The sequence below is a fragment of the Variovorax sp. dw_954 genome (assembly GCF_018449755.1).
Taxonomy (GTDB): domain Bacteria; phylum Pseudomonadota; class Gammaproteobacteria; order Burkholderiales; family Burkholderiaceae_C; genus Variovorax.
Genome location: NZ_JAAVVD010000004.1, coordinates 322,916 through 346,789 on the forward strand (window position 1 = coordinate 322,916; position 23,874 = coordinate 346,789).

Genomic DNA, 23,874 nt, shown 5'->3' on the forward strand with positions numbered 1-23,874 from the left:
AACTATCGCCCCGTTCTAGCTTTTGCCGACTAGCCCTTCAGCGAGAAGATACGTTCATACCAACTTAATTCCTCAAGGAAAAGATCATGTCGAACCCATCCCTCGCTACCGTTGCCACCCACGTCGTCGACCAGTACAGCGTTGCCGGCAAGACCCTGAACCAGGCCTACCGCGCCACCGTCGAGCGCGTGCTCGGCAACGCCAAGGCTCGTTTCGTCACGGCCCTGGAAGCGCGTTCGATCCCCATGGTCAACGACAAGGTCAAGTCGCAACTCGTGAACGCGCAAGACGTGCTGGCCGGCTTCATGCTCAAGGGCGTGCAAACCGCCTACGACCGCGCTGACCAAGCCATCGACGCGATCGCCACCCGCACCAACAGCGGCATCCAGTCGGTCGACAGCACGGTCACCCGCGTCGAATCCGCTTTCAAGATCGCCAACCTCGACGCAGTGCGCGCCCTGGCCGCTCCCGCCGCTTCGCTGGCATCGCAAATCGCCGACAAGGCCGTCGAAGGCGCCAAGGCCGTTGAAGCCCGCATCGGTGCCGTCGCCGAAGAAATGACCGAAGTCGCCGTCGCCGCCAAGCCGGCACGTCGCGCTGTTCGCAAGGCTTAATCCGCCTTCAGCGCACACTTTCGGCAGCAGCTACCCGTCCAGGTAGCGCCGCCGTATGAATCGGCCGGGGGATCGTGTTGCACGATCCACCCGGCCTTTTTTCGTCTGTCCCGGCCCGATGCGCGCCTGGAGGGCCGCCAGTGCGCCCCCCTATGATCGACCGGCATCTTTCAGCAAGGGACAAACGCATGCTCAACGGGCTGTGGCTCGGATTCTTTCTCGTCGCGGCCGTGGCATCGTTGGGCCGCTGGCTGCTCGGCGGCGATGCAACCGTGTTCGCGACCGTGGTGGAGAGCCTGTTCGCGATGGCGAGGCTGGCGGTCGAGGTGATGGTGCTGCTGTTCGGCACGCTGACGCTGTGGCTCGGCCTGCTGCGCATCGCCGAGGCGGCCGGGCTGGTCGGCTGGCTGGCGCGCCTGCTCGGGCCCTTGTTCCGGCGCCTTATGCCCGAGGTGCCCGCGGGCCATCCTGCGCTGGGCCTGATCACGATGAATTTCGCGGCCAATGCGCTGGGGCTGGACAACGCGGCCACGCCGATCGGGTTGAAGGCGATGCGCGAATTGCAGTCCCTGAACCCGAGCGCCACCGCTGCCAGCAATGCGCAGATCCTGTTCCTGGTGCTGAACGCCTCCTCGCTCACATTGCTGCCGGTGACGGTCTTCATGTACCGCGCGCAACAGGGCGCGAGCGACCCGACGCTGGTGTTCCTGCCGATCCTGCTGGCCACGAGCGCGTCGACGCTGGTGGGATTGCTCTCGGTGGCGCTGGTGCAGCGGCTGCGCTTGTGGGATCCGGTGGTGCTGGCATACCTGCTGCCCGGCGCGCTGGTGCTGGGCGGCTTCATGGCGTTGCTGGGAACGCTGTCGTCGGCGGCCCTGGCTGCCTTGTCCTCGCTGCTCGGCAACCTGAGCCTGTTCGGCATCGTGATCGTGTTCCTGCTGGCCGGCGCGTTGCGGCGGGTGAAGGTCTACGAGCAGTTCATCGAGGGGGCGAAGGAAGGCTTCGACGTGGCGAAGAACCTGCTGCCCTACCTGGTCGCGATGCTGTGCGCCGTGGGCGTGCTGCGCGCGTCGGGCGCGCTCGACTTCGCGCTCGACGGCATTCGGTGGGTGGTGACGCAAGGCGGATGGGACACGCGCTTCGTCGACGCGCTGCCGACCGCGCTGGTCAAGCCGTTCTCCGGCAGCGCCGCCCGGGCGATGCTGATCGAGACGATGAAGAGCCAGGGTGTCGACAGCTTTCCGGCGCTGGCCGCCGCCGTGATCCAGGGCAGCACGGAGACGACCTTCTATGTGCTGGCGGTGTATTTCGGCGCAGTGGGCATCCAGCGGGCACGGCATGCGGTGGCTTGCGCACTGGCGGCTGAGCTGGCAGGGGTGGTGGCGGCGATCGCGGTTTGCTATTGGTTCTTCGGGTGACCCGATGGGGCGGCAGCTCGCCCGCTTGGCCAAGTCATCGGGAAGCCGTAGCCAGAAGGTGCCGATTGCGGCGTCAGGGCGCCCGCGACAGCCTTCCACGGCGGCAATGGCGATGATCGGCCAGAATGCAACTCCCCTTGCCTCCCGCCTCTTTCGTGACCGCTCCTGCCCAGGCGCAAGCGCCCACCTTCTCGCCCGACGAATTCCGCGATGCGCTCGGCATGTTTGCCACGGGCGTCACGATCGTCACGGCGCGCGCGGCCGACGGCACGTTGGTGGGACTCACGGCCAATTCGTTCAACTCGGTGTCTCTCACGCCGCCGCTGGTGCTCTGGAGCCTGGCGCGCTCGTCGGGGTCGATGCCGGCGCTGGACACGGGCTCGCACTACGCCATCAACATCCTGGCCGCGACCCAGAAGGAACTGGCCGAGCGCTTCGCGCAGAAGCGCCAGGACCGCTGGGTCGACGTGGCATTCACCGAAGGCGTGGGCGGCGCGCCTCTGCTGGACGGTGCGGTGGCGACCTTCGAGTGCTTCAACCGCAGCCGGTACGACGAGGGCGACCACGTGATCTTCGTCGGCGAGGTGGAGCACTGCACCATGCGCGCAGGCGCGTCACCGCTGTTGTTCCATGGCGGACGGTTCTATACCGAGCATCCGCTGTAGGGGTCGATCCACGCCGACCCGGCAGACCTACTGGAAGACCGGCCTGAAGAAGCTGCGCTCGTAGCTGAGGATGCAGCGCGTGTCTTCCGCATACCTGAACGCCGCCTGGCACTCCGCATCCGCGAAGGACAGCGCGCGGTATTCCTCGTATGCCGCGAGGCTGGGAAACGTGAACATCGCCAGCGCGATGTTGTTGGCACCTTCGGAGGGCAGGAAATAGCCGTGGTGATGGCCGCCGAACCTCTGGACGAGCGGTATCCACAGCTTTCCGTAGTGTTCGAATTCCTTGAGCTTGAACGGATCGATGACGTAGCGCAGGTAGCAGGTGACCATGGTGGTTCTTCAAGCCTTCTTGTAGGTCGCATCGAAGCGCGACTGCAGGTACGCCTGCGCGGTGATCGCCTCGTAGCGCGGGGCCTGGCCGGCCGGCACGCATGACGGGATCGCGCTCACCAGCGCGTCGGGGTTCGGATCGAGGAACAGCGCGATCGAGTAGCGCTCGCGCGTCGGCCGCAGCACGCGGTGCGGCGTCGACACGTACACGTCGTTGGTCCATCGCATGAGGCAGTCGCCGATGTTGCAGAGGAAGGCGCCCGCCGGCAACGCGGGCGCGTCGATCCAGTCGCCGTTGCGCGGGCGCACCTGCAGGCCCGCGACGCCGTCGGTGGCGAGCAATGTCACGTTGCCGTAGTCGGTGTGGGCGCCGGCACCAATGCCGTCTGCATTCGTGCCCGCGGCCGGTGCCGGGTAGTGCAGGAAGCGCAGCGTGGCCATGGGCCGGTCGATCTTGTCGTCGAAGTAAAGGGGCGCCAGGCCGAGGTCGGTGGCAAAGGCCGCATGCAGCATGCGGGCCGCTGCCATGCCGGCATCGAAATACGCCTGCACGCGCGGGCGCCAGCCGTCGATGGGTGGCCAGGCATTGGGCGGGCGCGCCTGCTCGTCGGTCCAGATGAAGTTGAGGGCTTCCTTCTGGTCGGCACCTCTTTTCTCGTCGAGCGCCTCGGCGCCGAAGTCGACGTAGCCGCGGTTGTGGCCCAGCTTGCCGATGGCGATCGATTGCTTGGTCACCGCGTCGAGCGCGAAGAACTCGCGGCTTGCGGCAAAGGCGTCGGCGAGCAGTTCGGGCGCAACGCCGTGGCCGGTGATGGCGAAGAAGCCGACGTCGCGGCAGGCGGCGCCGACTTCCGCGGCGACGCGCGCGTGCTGAGACGTATCACGGGTTGCCAATGGGGAAATGTCGATGATGGGAATGGCCGTATGCATGCGTCGAGTTTGCCCCAGCGGCCTTGGCCCTGCGCGGCTACCATCGACGCATGACCCGTTGCCGCATCGGCGCTTGCCGGCTCGCGTTTTCGATGGCGTGGCTGGCGGCAGGAACCGTTGGCGCGGCGCCGGCCACGAGCGACCCCCACGTGGAGCGGCGCAACTGGTTCGACGACCCCTTCTTCCAGGTCGCATCCGGCCTGCCCGGTTGTCCTGTGCCGCTGGGGCCGTTCTATACCGAGGCCGAGCGGCGCACGCAGATGCACAGCCGGCTGGAGCGCGGCACCAGTTGCTGGCTCGAGCACCGCTGCGAGGACAGCAACGCCTACCGGTACGACAAGGACATCGCGCCGCGTGTGCGCGATGCATTGGCGACGGTGCAGGGCGTGAGGCGCGCCAGCGTGTGGGTGACAGTGCAGCGCCGTTGGGTGTACCTGCAAGGCTGCGTGCCGACGCGTGACCTGGCGCTGCGCCTGGAGCGCGCGGCACGGGGCGCGAAGGACGTGGAGACCGTGGTGCCGGACCTGATGGTCGGCACGCGGGGCCGGGCGCCGTATCCGGTGAATGAAGACGAAGACAAAGTGAACGCACGGAAAAAATGATCGAACGCAAGACCCATCTCGACACCCGCGCCATCAGCCTGCTCGTTGCATGCTGCGCCTTCTGGGGGCTGCAGCAGATCCTCATCAAGACCACCGTGGTGGAAGTGCCGCCGCTGTGGCAGGCCTCGATCCGCATGGCGGGTGCGGTCGTGCTGCTGTGGCTCTGGTGCGTTGCGCGCGGCGTGCCGCTGTTCGACCGCGACGGCACGCTGCCCGGTGGACTGCTGGCGGGCCTGCTGTTCGCGGGCGAGTTCTGCTGCATCTACCTCGGGCTGCAGGACACCACGGCCTCGCGGCTGACGGTGTTCCTCTACACCTCACCGTTCTGGGTGGCGGTGTTCCTGCCGCGCTGGGCGCCGTCGGAGCAGTTGCGTGGCTGGCAATGGGTGGGGCTGGCGCTGGCCTTCGGCGGCGTGGTGCTGGCTTTCAGCGAAAGCTTCGGCCACAGCAGCCCCAGGCAGTTGCGTGGCGACCTGCTGGCGCTCGCGTCCGGCATGCTGTGGGGCCTGACCACGCTGTCCATCCGTGCGACAAAGCTGGCGACGGCCAGCGCCGAGAAGACGCTGTTCTACCAGGTGGCGGTGACGGCAGCCGTGTCGCCCTTCCTGTCGCTGGCGCTGGGAGAGACCTGGGGCTTGTCGTACTCGCCGATGGCCTGGGGCTCCATCGCGGTGCAGACCGTGATCGGCGCGTTTGCCAGCTACCTGACGTGGATGTGGCTGCTGCGGCACTACCCGGCGACGCAGATGTCGTCCTTCACCTTTCTGACGCCGCTGTTCGCGCTGGCCTTCGGCGTGATGCTGCTGGGCGAGCCGCTGACGCTGCGGCTGGTGCTGGCGCTGGCGGGCGTGGGCCTGGGCATCGTGATGGTGAACCGGCGCAAGGCGCCTGCCGTGGGCGCAAAAAAAGCCGCCTCGAAGGCGGCTTGATCCGGCGCCTGGAACGCCGCGGTGTGCCGGGAGGGGCGGAGGAGGCTTAGCCGCCCTTCTTGGCGCGCTTGCCGGGGTTCTTCTTGCTGCGCGTGGCGGTGCCGCGCTCGAGGCTGCGCTTCTGGCCGACGCCCGACTTGGTGAGGGTGTAGCCCGGTGCGGGGGTGGGCTTGGGCGAGGCTTTGCGCTCGGCTTCGGTTCTGAACGTGGTAGGCATGGTGGGCTCCGGTAAAAAAATGTCCGGGCAACATTAGGCCACAGCGGGAAAACCCACCCGCGGGCGCCGGCCGTTCGCTGGCGCCGCGGGGCCGAGCGCGAACCGCAGCCACAGCGATGCCGGGGATTCGCAACGCCGCGGATTGACCGAGCCGAGCATGCGCGGTCCGCCAAGGACTTGTCCGGAGCCTCCTTACGGGTTTTGCTGGAGCCAGCGCGCCACCGCGATCGACGTGCGGTCTTCCAGCAGCGGCCCGATGATCTGCGCGCCGATGGGCAGGCCGCCCGCGCCCTTGCCCACCGGCGCGACCGTCGCGGGCAACCCCGCCAGGGTGGCGGCGCCGGCCCAGGCCAGTTGCTCGTGGTAGAGCGTCGCCTGGCCGTCGACGTCCAGCATGGTCGTGCGCCAGTCGATCGGGCCCTCGATGTGCGGGAAGGCCGCGGTGCCGAAGGGCGGGCACAGCACGATGTCGAAGGTGGCGAAGAGCTTGCGCCAGGTCGCACGCAGCTGCGCACGGCGGTCGAGCATCGTGAGCCATTCATGGGCCGGGACGGAGGGCGGCGCGTCGGGAGCCCCGCGTGTGACGATGGTCTTGAGCATGGCCGCGTAGAGCTTGTGCAGCGCTTCGAGGTCGGGCAGCAGCTCGCTGCCGTGGCTGACTTGCGCGCCGGCACGCGCGAGTCGTTGGGCTGTCTGCTCGACCGCCGTCTGCACCTCGGCCGAGGCACGGGCGCAAGGATGCGTCGTCATCACGAGCACGCGCAGGCCATTCGGCTGCACGTGGCGCGCGGGTGGCAGCGACAGGCGCCATGCGGCGGCGTCGTCCACGTCGGGGCCGGCAAGCACGTCCAGCGCCAGCTCGATGTCGTCGGCACTGCGCGCCAGCGGTCCGATCACGGCAATGACGTCGGCCGCGCCGCTCGGCGCGCCGGGGAAATCATGGCCGCGCGACGGCAGCAGGCCCGCGCTGGGCTTGTGCCCGTAAAGACCGCAGAAGTGCGCGGGCACGCGGATCGAACCGCCGATGTCGGAGCCCAGTTCCAGCGGCACCATGCCCGAGGCCACCGCCGCAGCGCCGCCGCCGGAGGAGCCGCCCGGCGAGCGGGTCGTGTCGAGCGGGTTCAGCGTGCGGCCATACACCGGGTTCGCGCTCTGCCACTCGCCCAGCGCCAGGGCGACGTTGGTCTTGCCGAGGATCACCGCGCCGGCCGCCTTGAGGCGCGACACGGCCACGGCGTCCTGCTTGACGGGAATGTTCCTTGCAAATTCGAAGCCCCAGGTGGTGGGCAGGCCGGCGACGTTGAAGGATTCCTTCACCGTCATCGGCACGCCCAGCAGCGCGCCCCGCTCGCCGCGGGCCAGTGCCGCGTCGGCGGCGCGGGCCTGTTCTCGGGCGCGGTCGAAGTCGCGCACGACGACGGCGTTGATGTCGCCGTCGCGCTGTTCGATGCGCGCGATGGCGGCGTCGCAGAGTTCAAGGGCGCCGACCTGGCGCGCGGCCAGGGCTTCGACGAGTTGGGTGGCGGTGGCCGTGGCGAAGTCGGTGGAGTTCATGGACTGCATTGTTGACGCAGGTTCGCGCCTTCGCCTGATCGAACTTGCTCAGTTCAGCGCTCGAATACAGGGGCAATACATGAAGCCAAGGTGAGCTGAGGAATGTCTGTTCGTGGGCACCCGCGGAACCGGCTTTGTCGGGCCGCTGGGTGCGCCCCTCGGAGGGGGAGCGCCGAAGGCGCATTCGGGGGTGGGCTCATTTCATGCGGCAGGCACGGAGCGGAAGCCGACCGCCAGCCGGTTCCACGCATTGATGGCGCTGATGGTCAGCGTGAGGTCGACGCGCTCGCGTTCGTTGAACTCGGCGCACAGCGCTTCGTAGTCGGCGTCGGGTGCGTGCGTGTCGGCGACGCGCGTGAGCGCTTCGGTCCAGGCCAGCGCCGCGCTTGCGGGCGTCGGTGGAATGCATGTCGACGCAGTAGGCGCAGCCGTTGATCTGCGAGGCGCGCAGCTTGACCAGTTCCGACAGCAGCGGCTCGAGGCCCAGCTTGCTGACGGCAGCCGACAGCGCGAGCATGGCCTTGGTGGCTTCGGGCGAGGCTTTGTAGAAATCGAGGCGGGGTTCCATGACGGTGGTGTCCTTTGGTCGTTGAGGGTTCGAGTCGAGGGGGCAAAGCCACATCGCCTTGATGGGGAGAATTGTCGAAGCGCAAGCGCCCCCGCGAGGAGGCCAATGCCACCCGAATCGAGGAGTCCACGCTTGGAACTGCATGTCGTCATCGAAGGCCGCAAGGACCTCTCCGGCCAGCTCCATGCCCAGCTCAAGGAGGCGATCCGCACCGGTCGCCTGGCGGCAGGCGAGCAGTTGCCGCCGACGCGCCTGCTGGCCGCGCAACTGGCCGTGTCGCGCAAGACCGTGGCCGAGGCCTACGCCCGGCTCACGTTCGAGCAGTTGCTGGTCGCGCGCACCGGCATCGGCACCTTCGTCAACGCCGGCATGGCGACGCGGCCCGCGCCGCAGCGCACCGAGGACCTGGCCGGCGCGGCCGTGGTCGAACAGTGGGGTCGCATGGCCACGCCCTTGCGCCACATGATCCAGGAGGCGCATGCGCGCTTCGAGTTCATTGGCGGCGCGCCCTCGGCCGCGCTGTTCCCCACCGACGACTGGCGCCGCTGCATGCTGCACGGCCTGCGCGAGAGCGCGCGGTCGCGCGGCTTCTACTGACCGGCGGAAGGCCTGCCGTCCCTGCGGCAGGCGATCGCGCGGCACATCGCGTTCTCGCGCGGCGTGCAATGCGCGGCCGACGACGTGAATTGCGCCTGGGCTACCTGATCGCGCCGCCCTCGATCCGCGATGCGGTCGCCACGGCCAAGCACCTGCGCGATTCGCACACGCCGCCGGTGCAGCAATGGGCGCTGGCCAGGTTCATCGACGAGGGCCTGCTGGGCAGGCACATCCGGCGCTGCCATGCGGCCTATGCGCTGCGGCGCGAGAAGCTCGTCGCGCGCTTCGAGGGCGACCTTGCGCCGTGGTTCAGCGCGGTGGCGCGCGCGGCGGGCTTTCACATGGCGGCGATGTGCACGCGGCCGGTCGACACGGCCCTGCTGGTGACGCTGGCGCGCCGCGTCGACGTCGGGCTCTACCCGATCGCGCCCTTCTTCCATTTCACGCCGCCGCAGGACGGGCCGATGATGGGCTTCGGCGGCATCGACACGCTCGACATCGACCCGGCGCTCGACCGCGTGCGGGACATACTCGCGCAGATCGCATGAACCCCCACGGCAATCCTCCATGAACCACCGCGCCGACTTCCAGGCCGTGCTCGACGAGATCGACGCGAAGATCCGCCCGATGCTGGGCCACGGCGGCAAGGTCGCCAGCTACATCCCCGCGCTCGCACGCGTGCCGGCCGGGCGCTTCGGCATCGCGCTGCGCACCTGCGAGGGCGTCGAGGCCTGCGCCGGCGATGCGGCCGAGCCCTTCTCGATCCAGAGCGTGTCGAAGCTGTTCACGCTCACGCTCGCGATGCAGCACCTGGGCGAGCGCCTGTGGGAGCGCATCGGCCGCGAGCCTTCGGGCAATCCGTTCAACTCGCTGGTGCAACTGGAGAGCGAACAGGGCAAGCCGCGCAACCCGTTCATCAATGCGGGCGCGATTGCCGTGGCGGACCGGCTGCTGGGCCTGGGTTGCACCCAGGCCGACATCCTCGCGCTGATGTCGAACCTGGCCGGCGAGGCGATCGCCTTCGACGAAGAGGTGGCCGCGTCGGAGGCCGAGACGGGCTATCGCAACATCGCGCTGGCCAACTTCATGAAGAGCTTCGGCAAGCTCGACAACGACGTCGACCCGGTGCTCGACATGTACTTCCACCAGTGTTCGATCCGCATGTCGTGCATGCAGCTGGCGCGCGCCGCGGCCTTCCTGTGCCGCGACGGCGCGCATCCCATCGCCGGCCAGCCGGCCGTGACCACCGAGCGCCAGACCCGGCGCATCAACGCGCTGATGCTGACCTGCGGCACCTATGACGCAGCGGGCGACGTGGCCTTCTCGATCGGCCTGCCCTGCAAGAGCGGCGTGGGCGGCGGCATCGTCGCGGTGGTGCCGGACCGGCTCACGCTGGCCGTGTGGTCGCCCGCGCTGGATGCCACGGGCAACTCGCTGCTGGGCATGAAGGCGCTGGAGCTTTTTGTCGGGAAGACCGGGTTGTCGGTGTTCTGAGCCATCAGGGGCCTACCAGCCTTCCGAACCCGGCTCGCCCTTGAACGGCCCGACCAGGTCCGGCGTGATCCAGCCCGCATAGAACCGGCCGGGCTGCGGCTGGACGCGCAAGCCGTCGACGCGGCAATCGAGTCGCTGCGGATAGAACGCCACATGGCCTCGCAAGGCTTCATACCCCGGCAGCGGCACCGGGTAGAACCATGCGACGGCATCGAGCCGCCCCTCGGGCGTGACGACCGATGCATAGCGCGCCTCGCCCTTCCATTCGCAATGCGAGGCCCCGGCCGCGGGCTGCAACAGCGCCATCCGCACGTCGGCTTGCGGCAGGTACCAAGTCGGCGGGCTCGCGGTCTCGCACACGCGCAAGGAATGGGAAGTGCGGGCGATCTCCGTGTCGCCGAGCAGGACCATCACTTCCCGCGCGTCGGCGTCGATGCGCGGCGGGCGCGGGAAATCCCACACCGATTGCTGGCCCGGCTGCGGCGCGACGGCAAACGCGGGCCGCCCGTCGCCCACGTAGCGCCAGAGCGAGCGCGCCCACGCGCGCCGTTCGTCGTCGGATGCCCCCGTCATCGCGCACCGCCGAATGCCCGGTTCAGCGACGAGCGCACGACCATGCGATGGAAAGGCGCGATCAAGCGGATGTAGTTGCGGCCCAGCAGGTTGTGGCAATGCACCACCGTCACCAACACCATCTCGTGGCCACCGGCGGCGGCGGGTCGTCTCAGCACCGACACCCGGAAGTCGAGATGCCGGTCGTCCTCGCCGAGCACCACTTCGTCCCCGTGCGTCTCGTAGATGCGGAAGAAGCCGACGCGGGGCGTGCGCGTCGTGTCGGCACGCAGGGCATCGGCGGTCTTCAGGCCGAACAACTTGACCACGCCATCGCGCACGTCCATGAGCCGCTCGACCCACGGCGCCTGCTTCTCCAGGGTCATCCTGGCGAGCGACAGCGCGTCGTGCGGGGGGTCGCCGGGCGGCAAGTCGATGGCGAAGGCATCGGCCAGGAAGGCGCCGGCGTAGAGCGGCGCCACGCGGGCTTCCTTCGGCAGCGCACTGACATGGGCACGGAGCGAGGTCGAACGCATCGGCGGCGCTTCAGTCGCCGTGCGTGCGCACGACCATGTCCAGTTCCACCGACGCATTCTTCGGCAGGCTGTAGACGCCGACCGAAGTGCGCGTGTGCACGCCGGCCTCGCCGAACACACGGTACAGAAGGTCCGACGCGGCGTCGGCCACCTCGCTTTGCTGCGCGAAGTCGGGCGTGGTCTGCATGTAGACAGTCAGGCGCAGGATCTTGTCGACCGCATCGAGCGAGCCGAGCGTCTGGCGCAGGATGGCCAGCGCGCGCAGCGTGCAGACCTGCGCGGCTTCGCGCGCCTGGTCCAGCGAGGTTTCCGCGCCGATGCGTCCCGTGACGACCACCGCGCTGCCGACACGCGGCACCTGCCCGCTGAGCCAGACGTTGCGGCCATCCCGCACGGCCGAGGCATAGTGGCCGCCGATGCGGATCTCGCCCTCGAAGCTGTGGCCCAGCTCGGCGGCGATCTGGTCGGCGATGGCGTTGCGCGTGGTCATCATGGCTTCAATGGGCTTGCAACACGGGAAAGCCGTGCAGCATAGGCCATGACCCGGCGCCGCAGGGCTTGCCACACGGCGAAGGCCGCCGGCGCGGGCCGATGGCTGCGGATCACTGCCGCGCCACCGCATGCCGCCAGTTCGATCCAGCCGCCGCGCTCCAGCCGATGGAACTCGCCGTGCGTCAGCGTGACGCCGCGCGACAGCATGGTTTCGCCGAGCCAGTGCAGCGGCTCGCGCACCACGACGCGGCCGCTGTCGACCTCCAGCGTGGTGAGGCGGTCGAGCGGGATGTGCAGCGCTTCGCCGCGCTGCAGGCGGGTGGTGGTGGTGAGGCAGTGGGTCATCGAAAGCTCCTTGAACGAGGCCTTCATGGTCACGTTTTCGATGCGCGGAAAACAGGCACAGCCTTCCCTGTTGCCACCGGAACAGTGGCGCCGGCACCGCATCTGTTATGGTCGTTTTCGCGCCAACTGCATCTGTTTCATCCGGCGTGGATTGGCCACGATCACGCCATGCCCACGTCATCGAACATGCCGCAAACGCCTGCGCCATCGACTGCGCCCCCGCTGTACCGCCGCCTGGCCACGCACTACCGCGGCGCGATCGAGGCCGGCTCGCTGGCGCCCGGCGAACGCATGCCTTCGCTGCGCCACCTGATGCGCCTGCACGACATCAGCCTGTCGACCGCGCTGCAACTGTGCCGCACGCTGGAGTCCGATGGCTGGGCCGAGGCGCGCGACCGCTCCGGCTACTTCGTGCGCAAGCCGCAGCGCCTGCGCATGACGCCGATGGACGAGCCGCCGGCCGGCCAGCCGCCAGACCCGGCGCAGTTCGTCGGCATCCATGCACGCGTGTCGAACTTCGTCACGCAGCGGCGTGCCGCCGAGGTCAAGGTCAACTTCTCGGTCGCCCGCGCCGCGCCCCACCTGTACCCGGCCGAAGCCCTGCGGGCCGGCATGACGCGCGCCCTGCGGCACCGGCCCGAACTCCTGACCGGCGCACCGCCGCTGCAGGGCGATCCGCAGTTCCGCTCGGTGCTCGCCAAGCGGGCGATGGGCGCGGGCATGACGCTGTCGCCGGAGGAGGTGCTGGTCACCAACGGCTGCATCGAGGCGCTGAACCTCGCGCTGCGCGCGGTGGCCAATCCGGGCGACACCATCGCGGTGGAGTCGCCCACCTTCTATGGCCTGCTGCAGGTGCTGGAAAGCCTGGGCCTGCGCGCGCTGGAGATTCCGGCGAGCCCGCAATCGGGCCTCTCCGTCGAGGCGCTCGAACTCGCGCTGCAGGCCTACGACGGCATCAAGGCGGTGGTCGTGATACCGCACCTGCAGAACCCGCTCGGCAGCGTGATGCCCGATGCGCACAAGGAGCGGCTGGTGCGGCTGTGCGAGTCGCAGGGCATCGCGCTGATCGAGGACGACACCTACAGCGAACTGCTCGATGTCGACAGCGCCCCGCGCGCGATCAAGTCATGGGACCGCACCGGCAACGTGATCCATTGCGCATCGCTGCACAAGATCCTCGCGCCCGGCATGCGGCTCGGCTGGATATCGGCCGGGCGCTGGCAGGCGCGCGTGGAAATGCTCAAGTACGCGCAGACGCGCAACAACGAGGTGCTGTCGCAGATCGGCGCCGGCGAGTTCATGGGCAGCGGCGGCTACGACCGGCACCTGCGCCGTCTGCGCACTGCCTTGCGCGAACAGCGCGAGCGCACCACCGAGGCCATCGCTGCGTACTTCCCCGCGGGCACGCGCCTGAACCTGCCGAACGGCGGGTTGCAGGTGTGGGTCGAGCTGCCGAACCAATGCCCATCGAGCGCGGTGTTCGACATGGCGCTGCGCGAAGGCATCCTCGTTGCACCGGGCCTGCTGTTCTCGAACACCTCGCGCTGCGACCACTACCTGCGCATCAACTGCGGCTGGCCGTACGACGAGGCGGTGGACAGCGCATTGAAGCGGCTGGGGCAGATCGTGGCTTCGCTGGCGCGCTGACTGTCGGCTGCGCGACACGGCCAGCCGCGCGCAACCGCACTGACACGCCACCGTCACTTTGCGCCGCGAACATCCGCGCCGCACCGCAGCTTGCGGCGCCGTCGCGCCCTTGCGCGCGATGCGTGCAACCTTGTTCCCCCTCCATCATGAAATTCCGCCTTGCCGCCACTGCGGCCCTGATCGGGCTGGCCAGCCCGGCCTTCGCCCTCCACATCGTGCTGGTCAACGACGACGGCCTCACCAGCAACACCAAGGCGCTCTACGAAGCCCTCAAGGCTGATGGCCATGACGTGATCGTGTCGGTGCCCTGCACCGGCCAGAGCGGCCGCGGCGCCGCGATCGTGATGTACAGCACCAACACCATCGTCCCCGACAACGACAAGACACAGGTCGAAGCCGAAGGCGGCTGCCACAACGGCGCCGCACCCACCGGCGCACCCGCCGTGGGACCGTTCACCAGGAGCGGCTTCACCAACGGCGACTACAACTACGTGCACGGCACCCCGGTGATGGCGACCATGTACGGCCTCGACGTGCTGGCGCCCGCGCGCTGGGGCGCGGCCCCCGACCTGGTGCTCTCCGGCCCCAACGAAGGCCAGAACGTCGGCCGCATCGTCAACAGCTCGGGCACCGTCGGCAACGTGCAGTTCTCGGCCGCACGCGGCCTGCCTTCCATCGCGCTGAGCGCGGGCACCGACACGGTCGACAACGCCGGCCTGGCCAATGCCAACTCGGCCGTCGTCGCGCAGCTCTCCATGAAGCTGCTGAAGGCATTGCAGGCCAAGGCCGGCACCGGGCCGCTGTTGCCTGCCGGGCTGGCGCTCAACGTCAACTTCCCGAACGCGCCGAAGGCCGACATGGCCTTCGCGTTCTCGCGCATTGGCAGCTTCGATCTCTACAGCCTGAAGTTCAGCAACAAGGTGCCCTACGGCTTGGGCGGCGCGGCTGCATCGGCCGCGCCCACGGCGGAGCAATCGGAAGACGAATCGCTCGTCGTGCAGACGAAGGTCTCGGTGTCCGCGATGCAGGTGAGCTTCGACCATCGACCCGCCGGGCAGCAATGGCTGCGCCTGCGCCTGCGTGACCTGCTGACGGCGAAGTGAGATGAGCGTGATGAATCTCTTGAAACCGGGTTGGTTCGCGGCAGCATGCGGCGCCGCGCTCCTGATGACGGCTTGCGGCGGCGGCGGTGGCAACAGCGGCTTGTTCCTGCCGACGACCACCACACCGACGGCCGCGAAGCCGACCGTCAGCGTCGACGACCTTTCCACGGGCAGCTATGTCGTGAGCACCGACGATGCCAACGCGCCGACCATCGGCAAGTACTACGCGGCGGCGGACGGCTCGCGCCTGCTGGTGTTCAGCGACAGCGACGACCGCGCCAAGCGGGTCTATCGCCGCGACGCCGGCGGCGCATGGGTCGGCGTGCCGGCTGCCGACAAGGACGTACAGGTGACGCTGCTGCAGAGCAATGCGCTGCCGGCAGCCACCGTCGACCTGGCGACGCTCGCCGGCAGCTACGCGGTGCAGGTTGCCACGGGCGTGAGCGCGAGCCTTGCCGTCGCGGCGGACGGCACGATCACACCGGGCGCTGCGTCGGCTTGCAAGCTCTCGGGAAAGCTGTCGGCCGGCACATTGCCCAGGACGCTGAAGCTCGCGCTGTCGACGAGCGGCTGCTCCGGCTTGCCCGCGACGGCGAGCGGCGTGCTCGTGGTGGACAGCGACTACGCACCCGCGTCGTTCCGGCTGCTGGCCGACGACGGCGCGCAGGTGATCGACCTCTGGGCTTTCAAGGAATAGTCGCGTCGGGCCGGGTGCGTGCAGGGGCCGGTGCGTTGCAACGCCCGGCGCCTGTGCAAGACTCTGGCCCTCATGAACGACCATTCCAGCCCCGACCCCACCCACGAAGGCGCCGACGACCTCGCCATCCAGGAACCCCGCCTCTGGCGCGACAGCGCATGGACCGCGCGCGTCATCAAGAACGAGGACGACGACGGCTGGGCCGTGTCGATGACCCGCCATGGCGAGGCCGAGCCCGCGCTGGTCGGCCCCTGGACCATGGGCCGCGACAAGAAGAACCCCAAGCCGCTCGACACGCCGGCCTTCCACACGCTGGTGAAGACCGCCAACGAAGTGCTGCGCCGGCATGAGCAGCAACTGCATGCGCAACTCAACAGGCACCTCAGCATCGGCGCGGGCTCCGAGCGCATCCGCGTGGCGCTGCGCATCGTGCCCGACGAAGACAACCCGCATGCGCTGCTGACCGCGCAGGACGAGTTCGGCGCGCAGTTGGGCGAGGCCCGCACCGCGCCAGGCTTCAAGCTGACGTCAGCGAGTGCGCAGGCGTGGATCGAAGCGGGCTACCCGGCGCGGGTGCGATAGATCAGGAAGCGGCCGGGGTGGCCTGCCGGGGCTGGTCGATCACGTAGTACGACTTGACCATGCCCAGCGCCCGTTCGAAGCTCACGTCGGCCGAGGGGAAGAGCGCATCGATCTCCGCGCGCCGCAGCAGCCGCGTGCCCCAGTAGTAGTTGCGGATGGTCGGCGCGTCCGGATGCGAGAGCAGGCGCCACGGGCTGACGTGGATCAGCAGGTAGCCCAGCCTGCGCGGCAGCCAGTGCACGAAGGGCATGAGGAAGTGCGGCTCGAACGGAAACGACCACGCCGGCGTCTGGCAGAACACCCGCTTCGAGACGCGCCGCATCTCCTGGGCGAGTGCCTTGCGCTGCTCGCGCGGCACATGCTCGATCACGGAGTTGCAGATCAGCAGGTCGAAGAACCGGTCCGGCGCGGGGATGTGCTGGCCGTCGTAGATGACGGTCTTGATGTCGCCGGCCGAGACATCCGCGCCCTGCTGGACCTCGCCGTCGTCCACGTTGTAGATGGTGATCTGCTCGCGCGGGATCGGCAGCTCGATCTTGTCCCAGAAGTGCCGTGAGCCGCCGAGGTCGCAGATGCGCATCGAGGCGATGCCCGGGAACGCTTTCAGGATGAACTTTCCGCGGCGCAAGCGAAAGTGCCGCGTGATCGGACCGATGACCTGGTGCCATAACGACATGCTCGACGCCCTCCCTGTGATATTCGGCAACGCCTCGCGACCTTGCTTGCAGGCCGATGGTATGCACGGACAAGGGCAGGTCAACGGTACGCTTGGCCAGTACCTTTGGCGATCCCGGGCGCCCCCGGTCGGTCCATACTGGTGACGACAAGCATGGCCGATGGGCACGGGGCGCAACGACTCGGCAATTGCCCTTCAGCAGTTGCCCTTCTTCGCCTGCCCCGGCGGGCAGTGATAGCCGCCGCCGTGGTGATGGTCGTGAGATTCGTAGCGCTGCTCGCGCTCCCATTCGCGGCGTTCCTCGTGCCGCTCCGCACGGCGCCAATCGCCCTCGCGCCAGCGCCATCCGCCATCCACCGGCACCCAGGCGCCCGGCGCATAGGCGTAGTCGGGCCGCGCCTGCTGCCAGTGACCGGCACGCCACGCGTAGGCGCGTCCATCCCACTGCCAGTGGCCCGGCACCCAGGCCTGGCTCGGGCGAGGCGCCGGCATGACTTCGTAGCGCGGCGGCGGGGGCGCCACTTGCACCACACCGGGCAGCGGCACGTTGATATTGACGGAGACCTGGGCGGCCGCGCTGAATGCGGCGGCCGACAAGGCCGAGGCGATGACGAGTGGAATGGCTTTCAACATGGGATCTCCTTCGTAGTGCGGTTGCGAGGCGGTCGCTGCCAAACTGCGCCCGGCGCCTCGCAAAAGGGCGCAAGGGTATCCGACCCCGGCCATGGTCAACCCGGGCAGGCTGTCATACGATGCCCGCATGCCGCCCCCCTCCGCATCGCGGAACCCCGACCCAGACCGCTTCGGCAAGCCCACGTCGGGCCTGCGGCTCGCGCTCTACACCATCATCTTCGAGGCCGACACACGTGCCGGCAAGGCCTTCGACGTCGGGCTGATCATCGTCATCCTCGCCAGCGTGACGGCCGTGGTGCTCGACAGCGTGGCCTCGATCCATGCGCGCTTCGCCTTCGAGCTGAGGGTGTTCGAAGTGCTCGTGACCGCCACCTTCACCATCGAATACCTGGTGCGGCTGGCCTGCGTGCGCCGGCCGGACCGCTATGCCTTCAGCGTGTTCGGCATCATCGACCTGCTGGCGTTGCTGCCCACCTATCTCGCGGTGCTGGTGCCGGGCCTGCATGCGCTGATCGACGTGCGCGTGCTGCGCTTGCTGCGCGTGTTCCGCGTGTTCAAGCTGACCGAGTACGTGGCCGAGTACGGCGCGCTGGGCCAGGCGCTGGCGGCGTCGCGCCGCAAGATCCTGGTGTTCATGTCCTTCGTGCTGATGGTGGTGGTGGTCATGGGCACGCTGATGTACGTGGTCGAGGGCCCCGAACATGGGTACACCAGCATCCCGGTGGGCGTGTACTGGGCCATCACGACGATGACCACGGTGGGCTTCGGCGACATCGCGCCGAAGACCGGCGTGGGCCGCATGATCGCGTCGGTGATGATGCTGCTGGGCTGGGGCACGCTGGCCGTGCCGACCGGCATCGTGAGCGCCGAGTTCACGGTGCAGCGCCAGGGCCGCCGCACCACCACGCGCACCTGCCACGAATGCCTGAGCGAAGGGCATTCGCCGAATGCGCGCTTCTGCAGCGACTGCGGCGCAAAGCTGCCGGCCTACCAGCACGACGCGGCGGATGCGCGTGCGTAGCGTCCGGGCGAGCTGCGTCGGCCCGGCGGCGCTTGCCGGCGCACGGTTGGCCCTCTATCCTCTGGAGCCCAACTACAAGGAGACCAGACCGTGATCAAAGTGAGCGTGATGTACCCCTACAAAGCAGACGCGCGGTTCGACCACGCCTACTACCGCGACAAGCACATGCCGCTGTTGAAGGCCCGCATGGGTGACGCTTGCCTCTACTACACGGTGGACAAGGGCCTGGCCGGCGGCGCGCCGGGCGACCCGCCGACCTACATCGGCATGTGCCACATCTTCAGCGAATCGGTCGAGAGCTTCCAGGCCGGCTTCGGGCCGCATGCGAAGGAAATCCTGGGGGACATCCCGAACTACACCGACCTGTCGCCGATCATGCAGATCAGCGAAGTGGTGGTCGAGAAGTAGGAACCCTATCGATGCATCGGCTCGGCTGCGTGCGCCACGCACGCATGCGCCGTGTGCTGCGGATGCGCATGCAGCAGCGCGCGCGTGACGCCGTTGGTCCAGCCGAAGCCGTCCTGCAACGGATATTCGCCACCTCCGCCGCCGGTCGATACCTGGTGCTCGACCTGGCGCAGCGCGTACTTCTCGACCAGCTTGCCTTCGCGTTCGTAGACCGCCGCCACGGTAGCGAGCCAGCGGTGCGCGATGGTGCGCGCCAGGTCGTCATGGCCGTACTGGTGGAAGCCGCTCATCGCCATCCACTGCAATGAGGCCCAGCCGTTGGGCTGGTCCCATTGCTGGTCGCTGGTGCATTCGGTGGTCGACAGGCCGCCGGGGGCGAGCAGGCGCTGTTGCACGGTGGCGGCGAGCGCGTCGGCCTGCGGCGGGTCGGCCAGGCCGGCGAACAACGGCGCGATGCAGGCGGCCGTGAGGCAGCTTCGGCGCTGGCCGAGGCGCCAGTCGTGGTCGAAGAAGGCGCCCTGGGCTGCGTCCCACATCCACGTCATGACGGCGGCCTTGCGGGCGGCTGCATGCCCTTCGAATTCACGCGCGGTGCCGGCATCGCCCGCCTGCCGGGAGAGATCGGCGATCGTCGTCTCCAGCTTGAAGAGGAAGGCGTTGAGGTCGACCGGCACGATGTCGGTGGTGCAGATGCTCACCAGCGAATCCGGCGCGTCATGCTGCGCGTGTTCCGCGAGCCAGCGCGTGCTGAAGTCCCAGCCCGACTCGGCCGCAGCGCGCAGGTGCCGGTACACCTCGGCCGGCTCGCGCCCCGAGAGGCGCGCGGTCGTCACGTCTTCCAGCCAGGCCTCCTCGCGCGGCTGGTCGCGCTCGTCCCAGTAGCGGTTGAGCACGCTGCCGTCGGGCAGGCGCACCGCCCGGCGATCGGCACGGCCGGGCGCCAGGCCATCGCCGCCGCGCATCCACCACGCATGCTCCTGCCGAAGCTGCGGCAGGAAGTCGGTCGCGCTGCATTTGTCGATGCGTTCCGACAGCTCGACCATGAACGCGAACAGCGGCGGCTGCGAGCGGCCGAGGTAGTAGGTGCGCGTGCCGTTGGGCACGTGGCCGTAGGTGTCGATGAGGTGCGCGAAATTGACAACCATGTCGTGCAGCAGATCGGTGCGCGCGCTCGCCACCAGGCCGATCATGGTGAAGTACGAATCCCAGTAGTACATCTCGCCGAAGCGCCCGCCGGGCACCACGTAGGCATGCGGCACCTGCAGCGACGAGCCGCCCGGGGGATGCTCGAGCGGCTGCCGCGTGAGCACCGGCCACAGGTCGTCGATGTGCGCGCAGAGCGGCTGCCCCGGCACCGAGACGTAGTCGCTGGGCGGGGGCAATTGCACCTCGAAGTGCCGGTCGACGAAGGCTTTCAGGTCGAAGTCGTCGGCCTTGTTTTGCGCGCGATAGGCAGACAGGATTTCCTGCGGGTCCTGCAGCGGCGCGCAGTCGACGAAGGTCTTGCTGTCGGGGAACACGCGTGCGCCCTGCACGGCCGTGAACAACTCCTGGTAGCGGTCGGCCGGCGTCAGCGTGTCCGGCGCCGGGCAGGCCGAGGCGCGCGCCGCGGCATGTCGTCGAGAGTGGCCCTGGCTCAGACCACCCCCGCGGCGCGCAGGGCCGCGGCCTGCTGCGCGTCCACGCCGAGTTCAGCCAGCACTTCGAAGGTGTGCTGGCCCAGCGCGGGCGGCGCATGGCGCAGCACGGGCGGGGTGGCCGACAGGCGCAGCGGGCTCGCCACGCCGACGATCTCGTGGATGCCGTCGCCGGCATCGCGCGGCATCGTCACGGCCAGGCCGCGCGCCTTGACCTGCGGGTCGTCGAAGGCCTGGTCGATGTTGTTGATCGGGCCGCAGGGCACGGCCTTGTCTTCGAGCAGCGCGATCCATTCGGCCGTCGTGCGCGTGCGGGTGACGGCTTCCATGTCGGGGATCAGCACCTCGCGGTGTTGCACGCGCAGCGTGTTGGTGGCGTAGCGCGGGTCGGTGGCCCAGCCCGGACGGCCGGCCGCTTCGCAGAAGCGCGCGAACTGCCCGTTGTTGCCGATGGCCAGCAGCATCGCACCGTCCTGGGTATGAAAGTCCTGGTACGGCGCGAGGCTCGGATGGCTGTTGCCCTGCCGCTGCGGCGCGACGCCGGTGTTGAGGAAGGCGCTGGCCTGGTTGGCGAGGATGGCCATGCCGACATCGAGCAGTGCCATGTCGATGTGCTGGCCCTCGCCGGTCTTGTGACGCACATTCAGCGCGGCGAGGATCGCGGTGCTGGCATAGACGCCGGTGAACAGGTCGGTGAGCGCCACGCCCACGCGCAGCGGGCCACCGCCGGGTTCGTCGTCGGGGCGGCCGGTGATGCTCATCATGCCGCTGGTGGCCTGGATCATCAGGTCGTAGCCGGCGCGCGAGGCATGCGGGCCATCGTGGCCGAAGCCGGTCACGCTGCAATAGATGAGGCGCGGGTTGATGGCGCGCAGGCTCTCGTGGTCGAGGCCGTACGCCTTGAGGCCGCCGGTCTTGAAGTTCTCCACCACGATGTCGCTCTGCGCGGCCATCTGCTTCAACAGCACCTGGCCTTCCGGTGTCGCCATGTCGATGGTGACGGAACGCTTGTTGCGGTTGCAGGAGGTGAAGTAGGTCGACTGGTGCGTGTCGTTGCCCTGTGCGTCTTTCAGGAACGGCGGGCCCCAGGTGCGCGTGTCGTCACCGGTGCCGGGCCGCTCGATCTTGACCACGTCGGCGCCCAGGTCCGCGAGGATCTGCGTGCACCACGGGCCCGCGAGCACGCGCGAGAGGTCGAGGACCTTGATGCCGTCGAGTGCTGCGGGCGTGGTCATGCTCAGTTGGCGAAGGCGGCGATGCCGGTGATGGCGCGGCCCAGGATGAGCGCGTGGACGTCGTGCGTGCCTTCGTAGGTGTTGACCACTTCGAGGTTCACCAGGTGGCGTGCCACGCCGAACTCGTCGCTGATGCCGTTGCCGCCCATCATGTCGCGCGCCAGGCGGGCGATGTCGAGCGACTTGCCGCAGTTGTTGCGCTTCAAGATCGAGGTGATCTCGACTGCCGCGATGCCTTCGTCCTTCATGCGGCCCAGGCGCAGGCTGCCTTGCAGGCCCAGCGTGATCTCGGTCTGCATGTCGGCCAGCTTCTTCTGGATGAGCTGGTTGGCTGCCAGCGGGCGGCCGAACTGCTTGCGGTCCAGCACGTACTGGCGGGCGCGGTGGAAGCAGTCCTCGGCCGCACCGAGCGCACCCCAGGAGATGCCATAGCGTGCGCTGTTCAGGCAGGTGAACGGGCCCTTCAGGCCTTGCACTTCGGGGAAGGCGTTTTCCTCGGGGCAGAACACGCCGTCCATGACGATCTCGCCGGTGATGCTGGCGCGCAGGCCGACCTTGCTGTGGATGGCGGGGGCGCTGAGGCCCTTCATGCCCTTTTCCAGCACGAAGCCACGGATCGGGCCGACGGTGCCGCTCTCGCTGACTTCCTTGGCCCAGACGACGAACACGTCGGCGATCGGCGAGTTGCTGATCCACATCTTGCTGCCGCTGAGCGAGTAGCCGCCCGGCACCTTCTTGGCACGCGTGGCCATGCTGCCGGGGTCGGATCCGTGGTCGGGCTCGGTCAGGCCGAAGCAGCCGATCCATTCGCCGGTGGCCAGCTTGGGCAGGAACTTCTGCTTTTGCGCCTGGGTGCCGAACTCGTTGATCGGCACCATGACGAGCGAGCTCTGCACGCTGGCCATCGACCGGTAGCCCGAATCCACGCGCTCCACTTCGCGGGCGATCAGGCCGTAGCAGACGTAGTTGAGGCCGGGGCCGCCGTATTCCTCGGGGATGGTCGGGCCAAGCAGGCCGAGTGCGCCCATCTCGCGAAAGATCGCCGGGTCGGTGATGCCGCTGCGGAAGCCTTCGACGACGCGCGGCAGCAGGCGCTCCTGGCAATAGGCGTTGGCCGCGTCACGCACCATGCGCTCGTCGTCGGTGAGTTGCTGGTCGAGCAGCAGCGGGTCGTCCCAGTGGAAGTGCGCTTTGGTGGCCATGAGGGCTTTGTCTCCGGAAAGATGATGAACGGGAATGGGGCTGATCGTAGCGGCGCGAGGGGTGCGGCGCAAACGAGTTCTTTGCACCCAGTTATGCAATGGACGCATGTCTCGGCATGGTTCCGCCACACCACGCCATTGATGGCGAGGGGCCGCGAGTCATACACTGCCGGTATATATGCGCCGCAAAATACCGCCCCTCCAGACACTCGTCTGCTTCGACGCTGCCGCCCGCCACGAGAGCTACACGCGCGCGGCGCAGGAACTGTCGCTCACGCAAAGCGCGGTGTCGCGCCAGATCGGCACGTTGGAATCGTTCCTGGGCGTCGCGCTGTTCCGCCGCACGCGTCACGGCGTCGCGCTCACGGCCAGCGGCGCGGCCTATGCGCGGCAGATCACCAAGCGGCTCGAAGCGATGGAGCGCGACACGCTCGACGCGATGTCGCACCAGGGCGAAGGCGGCTCGCTCGCGCTGGCCGCTGTGCCGACATTTGCGACGCGCTGGCTGATTCCGCGCTTGCCTGCGTTCGCGCAATTGCGGCCGGATGTGGTGGTGCACATCGAGACGCGCACGCGGCCCTTTCTATTTGCCGATGCCGAGTTCGATGCCGCGCTGTATGCGGGCACGCCGGCGCAGGTCGCCAACTGGGCCGGCACGCGGGCGTTGCTGCTATTGCACGAGGACGTAGTGCCGCTGTGCAGTCCGAAGCTGCTGCCCCGCGGCAAGCCGGTCATGCCGGCCGCGGTCTCGAAGCTGCCGCTGCTGCAGCAAAGCACGCGACCGGACATCTGGAGGCAATGGTTCGACGCGCAGCAAGTCGATGCGCCCAACGCGCGCGGCGGCCCGCGCTACGAGTTGTTTTCGATGCTCGCTGCGGGCGCAGCGCATGGGCTCGGCGTGGCGTTGATGCCGACCATGCTGGTGGCCGACGAGCTCGCGCGCGGCGATCTGGTTGTGGCTTGTCCGCGGCCGCTGGCAGGGGAACGTAACTACTACCTCGTCACGCCGGATCGCGGGGATCCGCCACCGTTGCTGAGGGTCTTCGCCGATTGGATACTTGCGCAGGACGCAGGCCGATAAATGACGCACCGTGGCAACTCAACAGGGGCGGGTTCAGCGGGGACCTGTTGCGCGTAACCGCGTTTCTACCGGGCTTCAATCTGGATTCAAATTGTTACGATTGATG

The 23,874-nt window shown here is 68.5% G+C and carries 28 protein-coding genes and 1 pseudogene; 15 read left to right on the top strand and 14 right to left on the bottom strand.

What is annotated here, in order from left to right; translation table 11 throughout:
- The first annotated feature begins 86 nt into the window (after positions 1 to 86).
- From HB681_RS09720 to HB681_RS09730, 3 genes are all read left to right on the top strand, one after another.
- On the top strand, positions 87 to 614 hold the full coding sequence (locus HB681_RS09720; protein WP_213954590.1) for a hypothetical protein: 528 nt from the start codon (positions 87 to 89) through the stop codon (positions 612 to 614).
- 188 nt (positions 615 to 802) lie between these two features.
- Positions 803 to 2,032 carry a spore maturation protein gene (locus HB681_RS09725; RefSeq protein WP_213954591.1) on the top strand — a complete coding sequence of 410 codons (1,230 nt, stop codon included), beginning with the start codon at positions 803 to 805 and terminating at the stop codon, positions 2,030 to 2,032.
- A gap of 125 nt (positions 2,033 to 2,157) precedes the next feature.
- Positions 2,158 to 2,697, top strand: a complete 540-nt coding sequence (locus HB681_RS09730; protein ID WP_213954592.1) for a flavin reductase family protein — start codon at positions 2,158 to 2,160, stop codon at positions 2,695 to 2,697.
- A gap of 27 nt (positions 2,698 to 2,724) precedes the next feature.
- Here HB681_RS09730 and HB681_RS09735 read toward each other — a convergent pair whose 3' ends face one another.
- Positions 2,725 to 3,030 (bottom strand): NIPSNAP family protein, encoded by a 306-nt coding sequence (locus HB681_RS09735; RefSeq protein WP_213954593.1) that lies wholly within the window; start codon positions 3,028 to 3,030, stop codon positions 2,725 to 2,727.
- A gap of 9 nt (positions 3,031 to 3,039) precedes the next feature.
- Positions 3,040 to 3,960, bottom strand: coding sequence for a 2-oxoglutarate and iron-dependent oxygenase domain-containing protein (locus tag HB681_RS09740; protein WP_256734875.1), 921 nt, complete (start codon positions 3,958 to 3,960; stop codon positions 3,040 to 3,042).
- A gap of 50 nt (positions 3,961 to 4,010) precedes the next feature.
- Between HB681_RS09740 and HB681_RS09745 the strand changes: the two genes are divergently transcribed.
- Both HB681_RS09745 and HB681_RS09750 read left to right on the top strand, forming a co-directional pair.
- Complete coding sequence (locus HB681_RS09745; RefSeq protein ID WP_256734876.1) at positions 4,011 to 4,562, top strand: BON domain-containing protein; 552 nt, start codon at positions 4,011 to 4,013, stop codon at positions 4,560 to 4,562.
- Positions 4,559 to 5,491 (top strand): DMT family transporter, encoded by a 933-nt coding sequence (locus HB681_RS09750; RefSeq protein ID WP_213954595.1) that lies wholly within the window; start codon positions 4,559 to 4,561, stop codon positions 5,489 to 5,491. The genes HB681_RS09745 and HB681_RS09750 overlap by 4 nt, the downstream gene beginning before the upstream one ends.
- 46 nt (positions 5,492 to 5,537) lie before the next feature.
- On the opposite strand, the gene HB681_RS09755 is transcribed toward HB681_RS09750, so the two are convergent.
- The 3 genes and pseudogenes from HB681_RS09755 to HB681_RS09765 all read right to left on the bottom strand — a co-directional run bounded on the left by HB681_RS09755 (position 5,538) and on the right by HB681_RS09765 (position 7,830).
- Positions 5,538 to 5,708, bottom strand: a complete 171-nt coding sequence (locus HB681_RS09755) for a hypothetical protein (protein ID WP_213954596.1) — start codon at positions 5,706 to 5,708, stop codon at positions 5,538 to 5,540.
- Between the two features lie 192 nt (positions 5,709 to 5,900).
- On the bottom strand, positions 5,901 to 7,262 hold the full coding sequence (locus tag HB681_RS09760) for an amidase family protein (RefSeq protein ID WP_213954597.1): 1,362 nt from the start codon (positions 7,260 to 7,262) through the stop codon (positions 5,901 to 5,903).
- Positions 7,263 to 7,463: 201 nt separating this feature from the next.
- Positions 7,464 to 7,830, bottom strand: a pseudogene (locus HB681_RS09765) (carboxymuconolactone decarboxylase family protein).
- Between the two features lie 132 nt (positions 7,831 to 7,962).
- On the opposite strand from HB681_RS09765, the gene HB681_RS38015 reads away from it, so the two are divergent.
- From HB681_RS38015 to HB681_RS09775, 3 genes are all read left to right on the top strand, one after another.
- A complete protein-coding gene (locus HB681_RS38015; protein WP_256734877.1) occupies positions 7,963 to 8,427 on the top strand; it encodes a GntR family transcriptional regulator in 465 nt (154 codons plus the stop codon).
- A 68-nt stretch (positions 8,428 to 8,495) separates the two neighbouring features.
- Positions 8,496 to 8,975 (top strand): hypothetical protein, encoded by a 480-nt coding sequence (locus HB681_RS38020; protein WP_256734878.1) that lies wholly within the window; start codon positions 8,496 to 8,498, stop codon positions 8,973 to 8,975.
- 19 nt (positions 8,976 to 8,994) lie between these two features.
- Positions 8,995 to 9,921, top strand: a complete 927-nt coding sequence (locus HB681_RS09775; protein WP_213954598.1) for a glutaminase — start codon at positions 8,995 to 8,997, stop codon at positions 9,919 to 9,921.
- Between the two features lie 12 nt (positions 9,922 to 9,933).
- On the opposite strand, the gene HB681_RS09780 is transcribed toward HB681_RS09775, so the two are convergent.
- Genes HB681_RS09780 through HB681_RS09795 form a run of 4 tightly spaced genes read right to left on the bottom strand, consistent with a single transcriptional unit; the run spans position 9,934 to position 11,846 of the window.
- The gene (locus HB681_RS09780) at positions 9,934 to 10,494 is read right to left on the bottom strand and encodes a DUF427 domain-containing protein (protein WP_213954599.1); all 561 of its coding nucleotides are present in this window, start codon (positions 10,492 to 10,494) and stop codon (positions 9,934 to 9,936) included.
- Positions 10,491 to 11,009 carry a DUF2867 domain-containing protein gene (locus HB681_RS09785; protein WP_213954600.1) on the bottom strand — a complete coding sequence of 173 codons (519 nt, stop codon included), beginning with the start codon at positions 11,007 to 11,009 and terminating at the stop codon, positions 10,491 to 10,493. The genes HB681_RS09780 and HB681_RS09785 overlap by 4 nt, the downstream gene beginning before the upstream one ends.
- 10 nt (positions 11,010 to 11,019) lie before the next feature.
- Positions 11,020 to 11,499, bottom strand: a complete 480-nt coding sequence (locus HB681_RS09790; protein WP_213954669.1) for a RidA family protein — start codon at positions 11,497 to 11,499, stop codon at positions 11,020 to 11,022.
- Entirely contained in the window at positions 11,499 to 11,846 is a 348-nt protein-coding gene (locus HB681_RS09795; RefSeq protein ID WP_213954601.1) for a hypothetical protein, read from the bottom strand. Before HB681_RS09795 ends, HB681_RS09790 begins: the two co-directional genes overlap by 1 nt.
- A gap of 168 nt (positions 11,847 to 12,014) precedes the next feature.
- On the opposite strand from HB681_RS09795, the gene HB681_RS09800 reads away from it, so the two are divergent.
- The 4 genes from HB681_RS09800 to HB681_RS09815 all read left to right on the top strand — a co-directional run bounded on the left by HB681_RS09800 (position 12,015) and on the right by HB681_RS09815 (position 15,875).
- A complete protein-coding gene (locus HB681_RS09800; protein ID WP_256734879.1) occupies positions 12,015 to 13,493 on the top strand; it encodes a PLP-dependent aminotransferase family protein in 1,479 nt (492 codons plus the stop codon).
- Between the two features lie 146 nt (positions 13,494 to 13,639).
- The gene (locus HB681_RS09805) at positions 13,640 to 14,596 is read left to right on the top strand and encodes a 5'/3'-nucleotidase SurE (RefSeq protein WP_213954602.1); all 957 of its coding nucleotides are present in this window, start codon (positions 13,640 to 13,642) and stop codon (positions 14,594 to 14,596) included.
- A 10-nt stretch (positions 14,597 to 14,606) separates the two neighbouring features.
- Positions 14,607 to 15,293 (top strand): hypothetical protein, encoded by a 687-nt coding sequence (locus tag HB681_RS09810; protein ID WP_213954603.1) that lies wholly within the window; start codon positions 14,607 to 14,609, stop codon positions 15,291 to 15,293.
- A 72-nt stretch (positions 15,294 to 15,365) separates the two neighbouring features.
- Positions 15,366 to 15,875: a hypothetical protein gene (locus HB681_RS09815; RefSeq protein WP_213954604.1), complete on the top strand. Its 510-nt coding sequence runs from the start codon at positions 15,366 to 15,368 to the stop codon at positions 15,873 to 15,875.
- 1 nt (position 15,876) lies between these two features.
- On the opposite strand, the gene HB681_RS09820 is transcribed toward HB681_RS09815, so the two are convergent.
- Both HB681_RS09820 and HB681_RS09825 read right to left on the bottom strand, forming a co-directional pair.
- On the bottom strand, positions 15,877 to 16,551 hold the full coding sequence (locus HB681_RS09820; protein WP_213954605.1) for a class I SAM-dependent methyltransferase: 675 nt from the start codon (positions 16,549 to 16,551) through the stop codon (positions 15,877 to 15,879).
- Between the two features lie 195 nt (positions 16,552 to 16,746).
- On the bottom strand, positions 16,747 to 17,184 hold the full coding sequence (locus HB681_RS09825) for a YXWGXW repeat-containing protein (protein WP_213954606.1): 438 nt from the start codon (positions 17,182 to 17,184) through the stop codon (positions 16,747 to 16,749).
- Between the two features lie 127 nt (positions 17,185 to 17,311).
- On the opposite strand from HB681_RS09825, the gene HB681_RS09830 reads away from it, so the two are divergent.
- A complete protein-coding gene (locus HB681_RS09830) occupies positions 17,312 to 18,205 on the top strand; it encodes an ion transporter (protein ID WP_213954607.1) in 894 nt (297 codons plus the stop codon).
- 90 nt (positions 18,206 to 18,295) lie between these two features.
- Complete coding sequence (locus tag HB681_RS09835; RefSeq protein ID WP_213954608.1) at positions 18,296 to 18,613, top strand: EthD family reductase; 318 nt, start codon at positions 18,296 to 18,298, stop codon at positions 18,611 to 18,613.
- Positions 18,614 to 18,618: 5 nt separating this feature from the next.
- Here HB681_RS09835 and treF read toward each other — a convergent pair whose 3' ends face one another.
- From treF to HB681_RS09850, 3 genes are read right to left on the bottom strand one after another with little or no spacing between them, the layout of a single operon-like run.
- On the bottom strand, positions 18,619 to 20,253 hold the full coding sequence (gene treF / locus HB681_RS09840; RefSeq protein WP_213954671.1) for an alpha,alpha-trehalase TreF: 1,635 nt from the start codon (positions 20,251 to 20,253) through the stop codon (positions 18,619 to 18,621).
- Positions 20,250 to 21,485 (bottom strand): CaiB/BaiF CoA-transferase family protein, encoded by a 1,236-nt coding sequence (locus tag HB681_RS09845; protein ID WP_213954609.1) that lies wholly within the window; start codon positions 21,483 to 21,485, stop codon positions 20,250 to 20,252. Before HB681_RS09845 ends, treF begins: the two co-directional genes overlap by 4 nt.
- A 2-nt stretch (positions 21,486 to 21,487) precedes the next feature.
- Entirely contained in the window at positions 21,488 to 22,687 is a 1,200-nt protein-coding gene (locus HB681_RS09850; RefSeq protein WP_213954610.1) for an acyl-CoA dehydrogenase, read from the bottom strand.
- Between the two features lie 178 nt (positions 22,688 to 22,865).
- Here HB681_RS09850 and HB681_RS09855 point away from each other — a divergent pair, with 178 nt between their 5' ends.
- Positions 22,866 to 23,768 carry a LysR substrate-binding domain-containing protein gene (locus tag HB681_RS09855; protein WP_213954611.1) on the top strand — a complete coding sequence of 301 codons (903 nt, stop codon included), beginning with the start codon at positions 22,866 to 22,868 and terminating at the stop codon, positions 23,766 to 23,768.
- Positions 23,769 to 23,874: the final 106 nt, after the last annotated feature.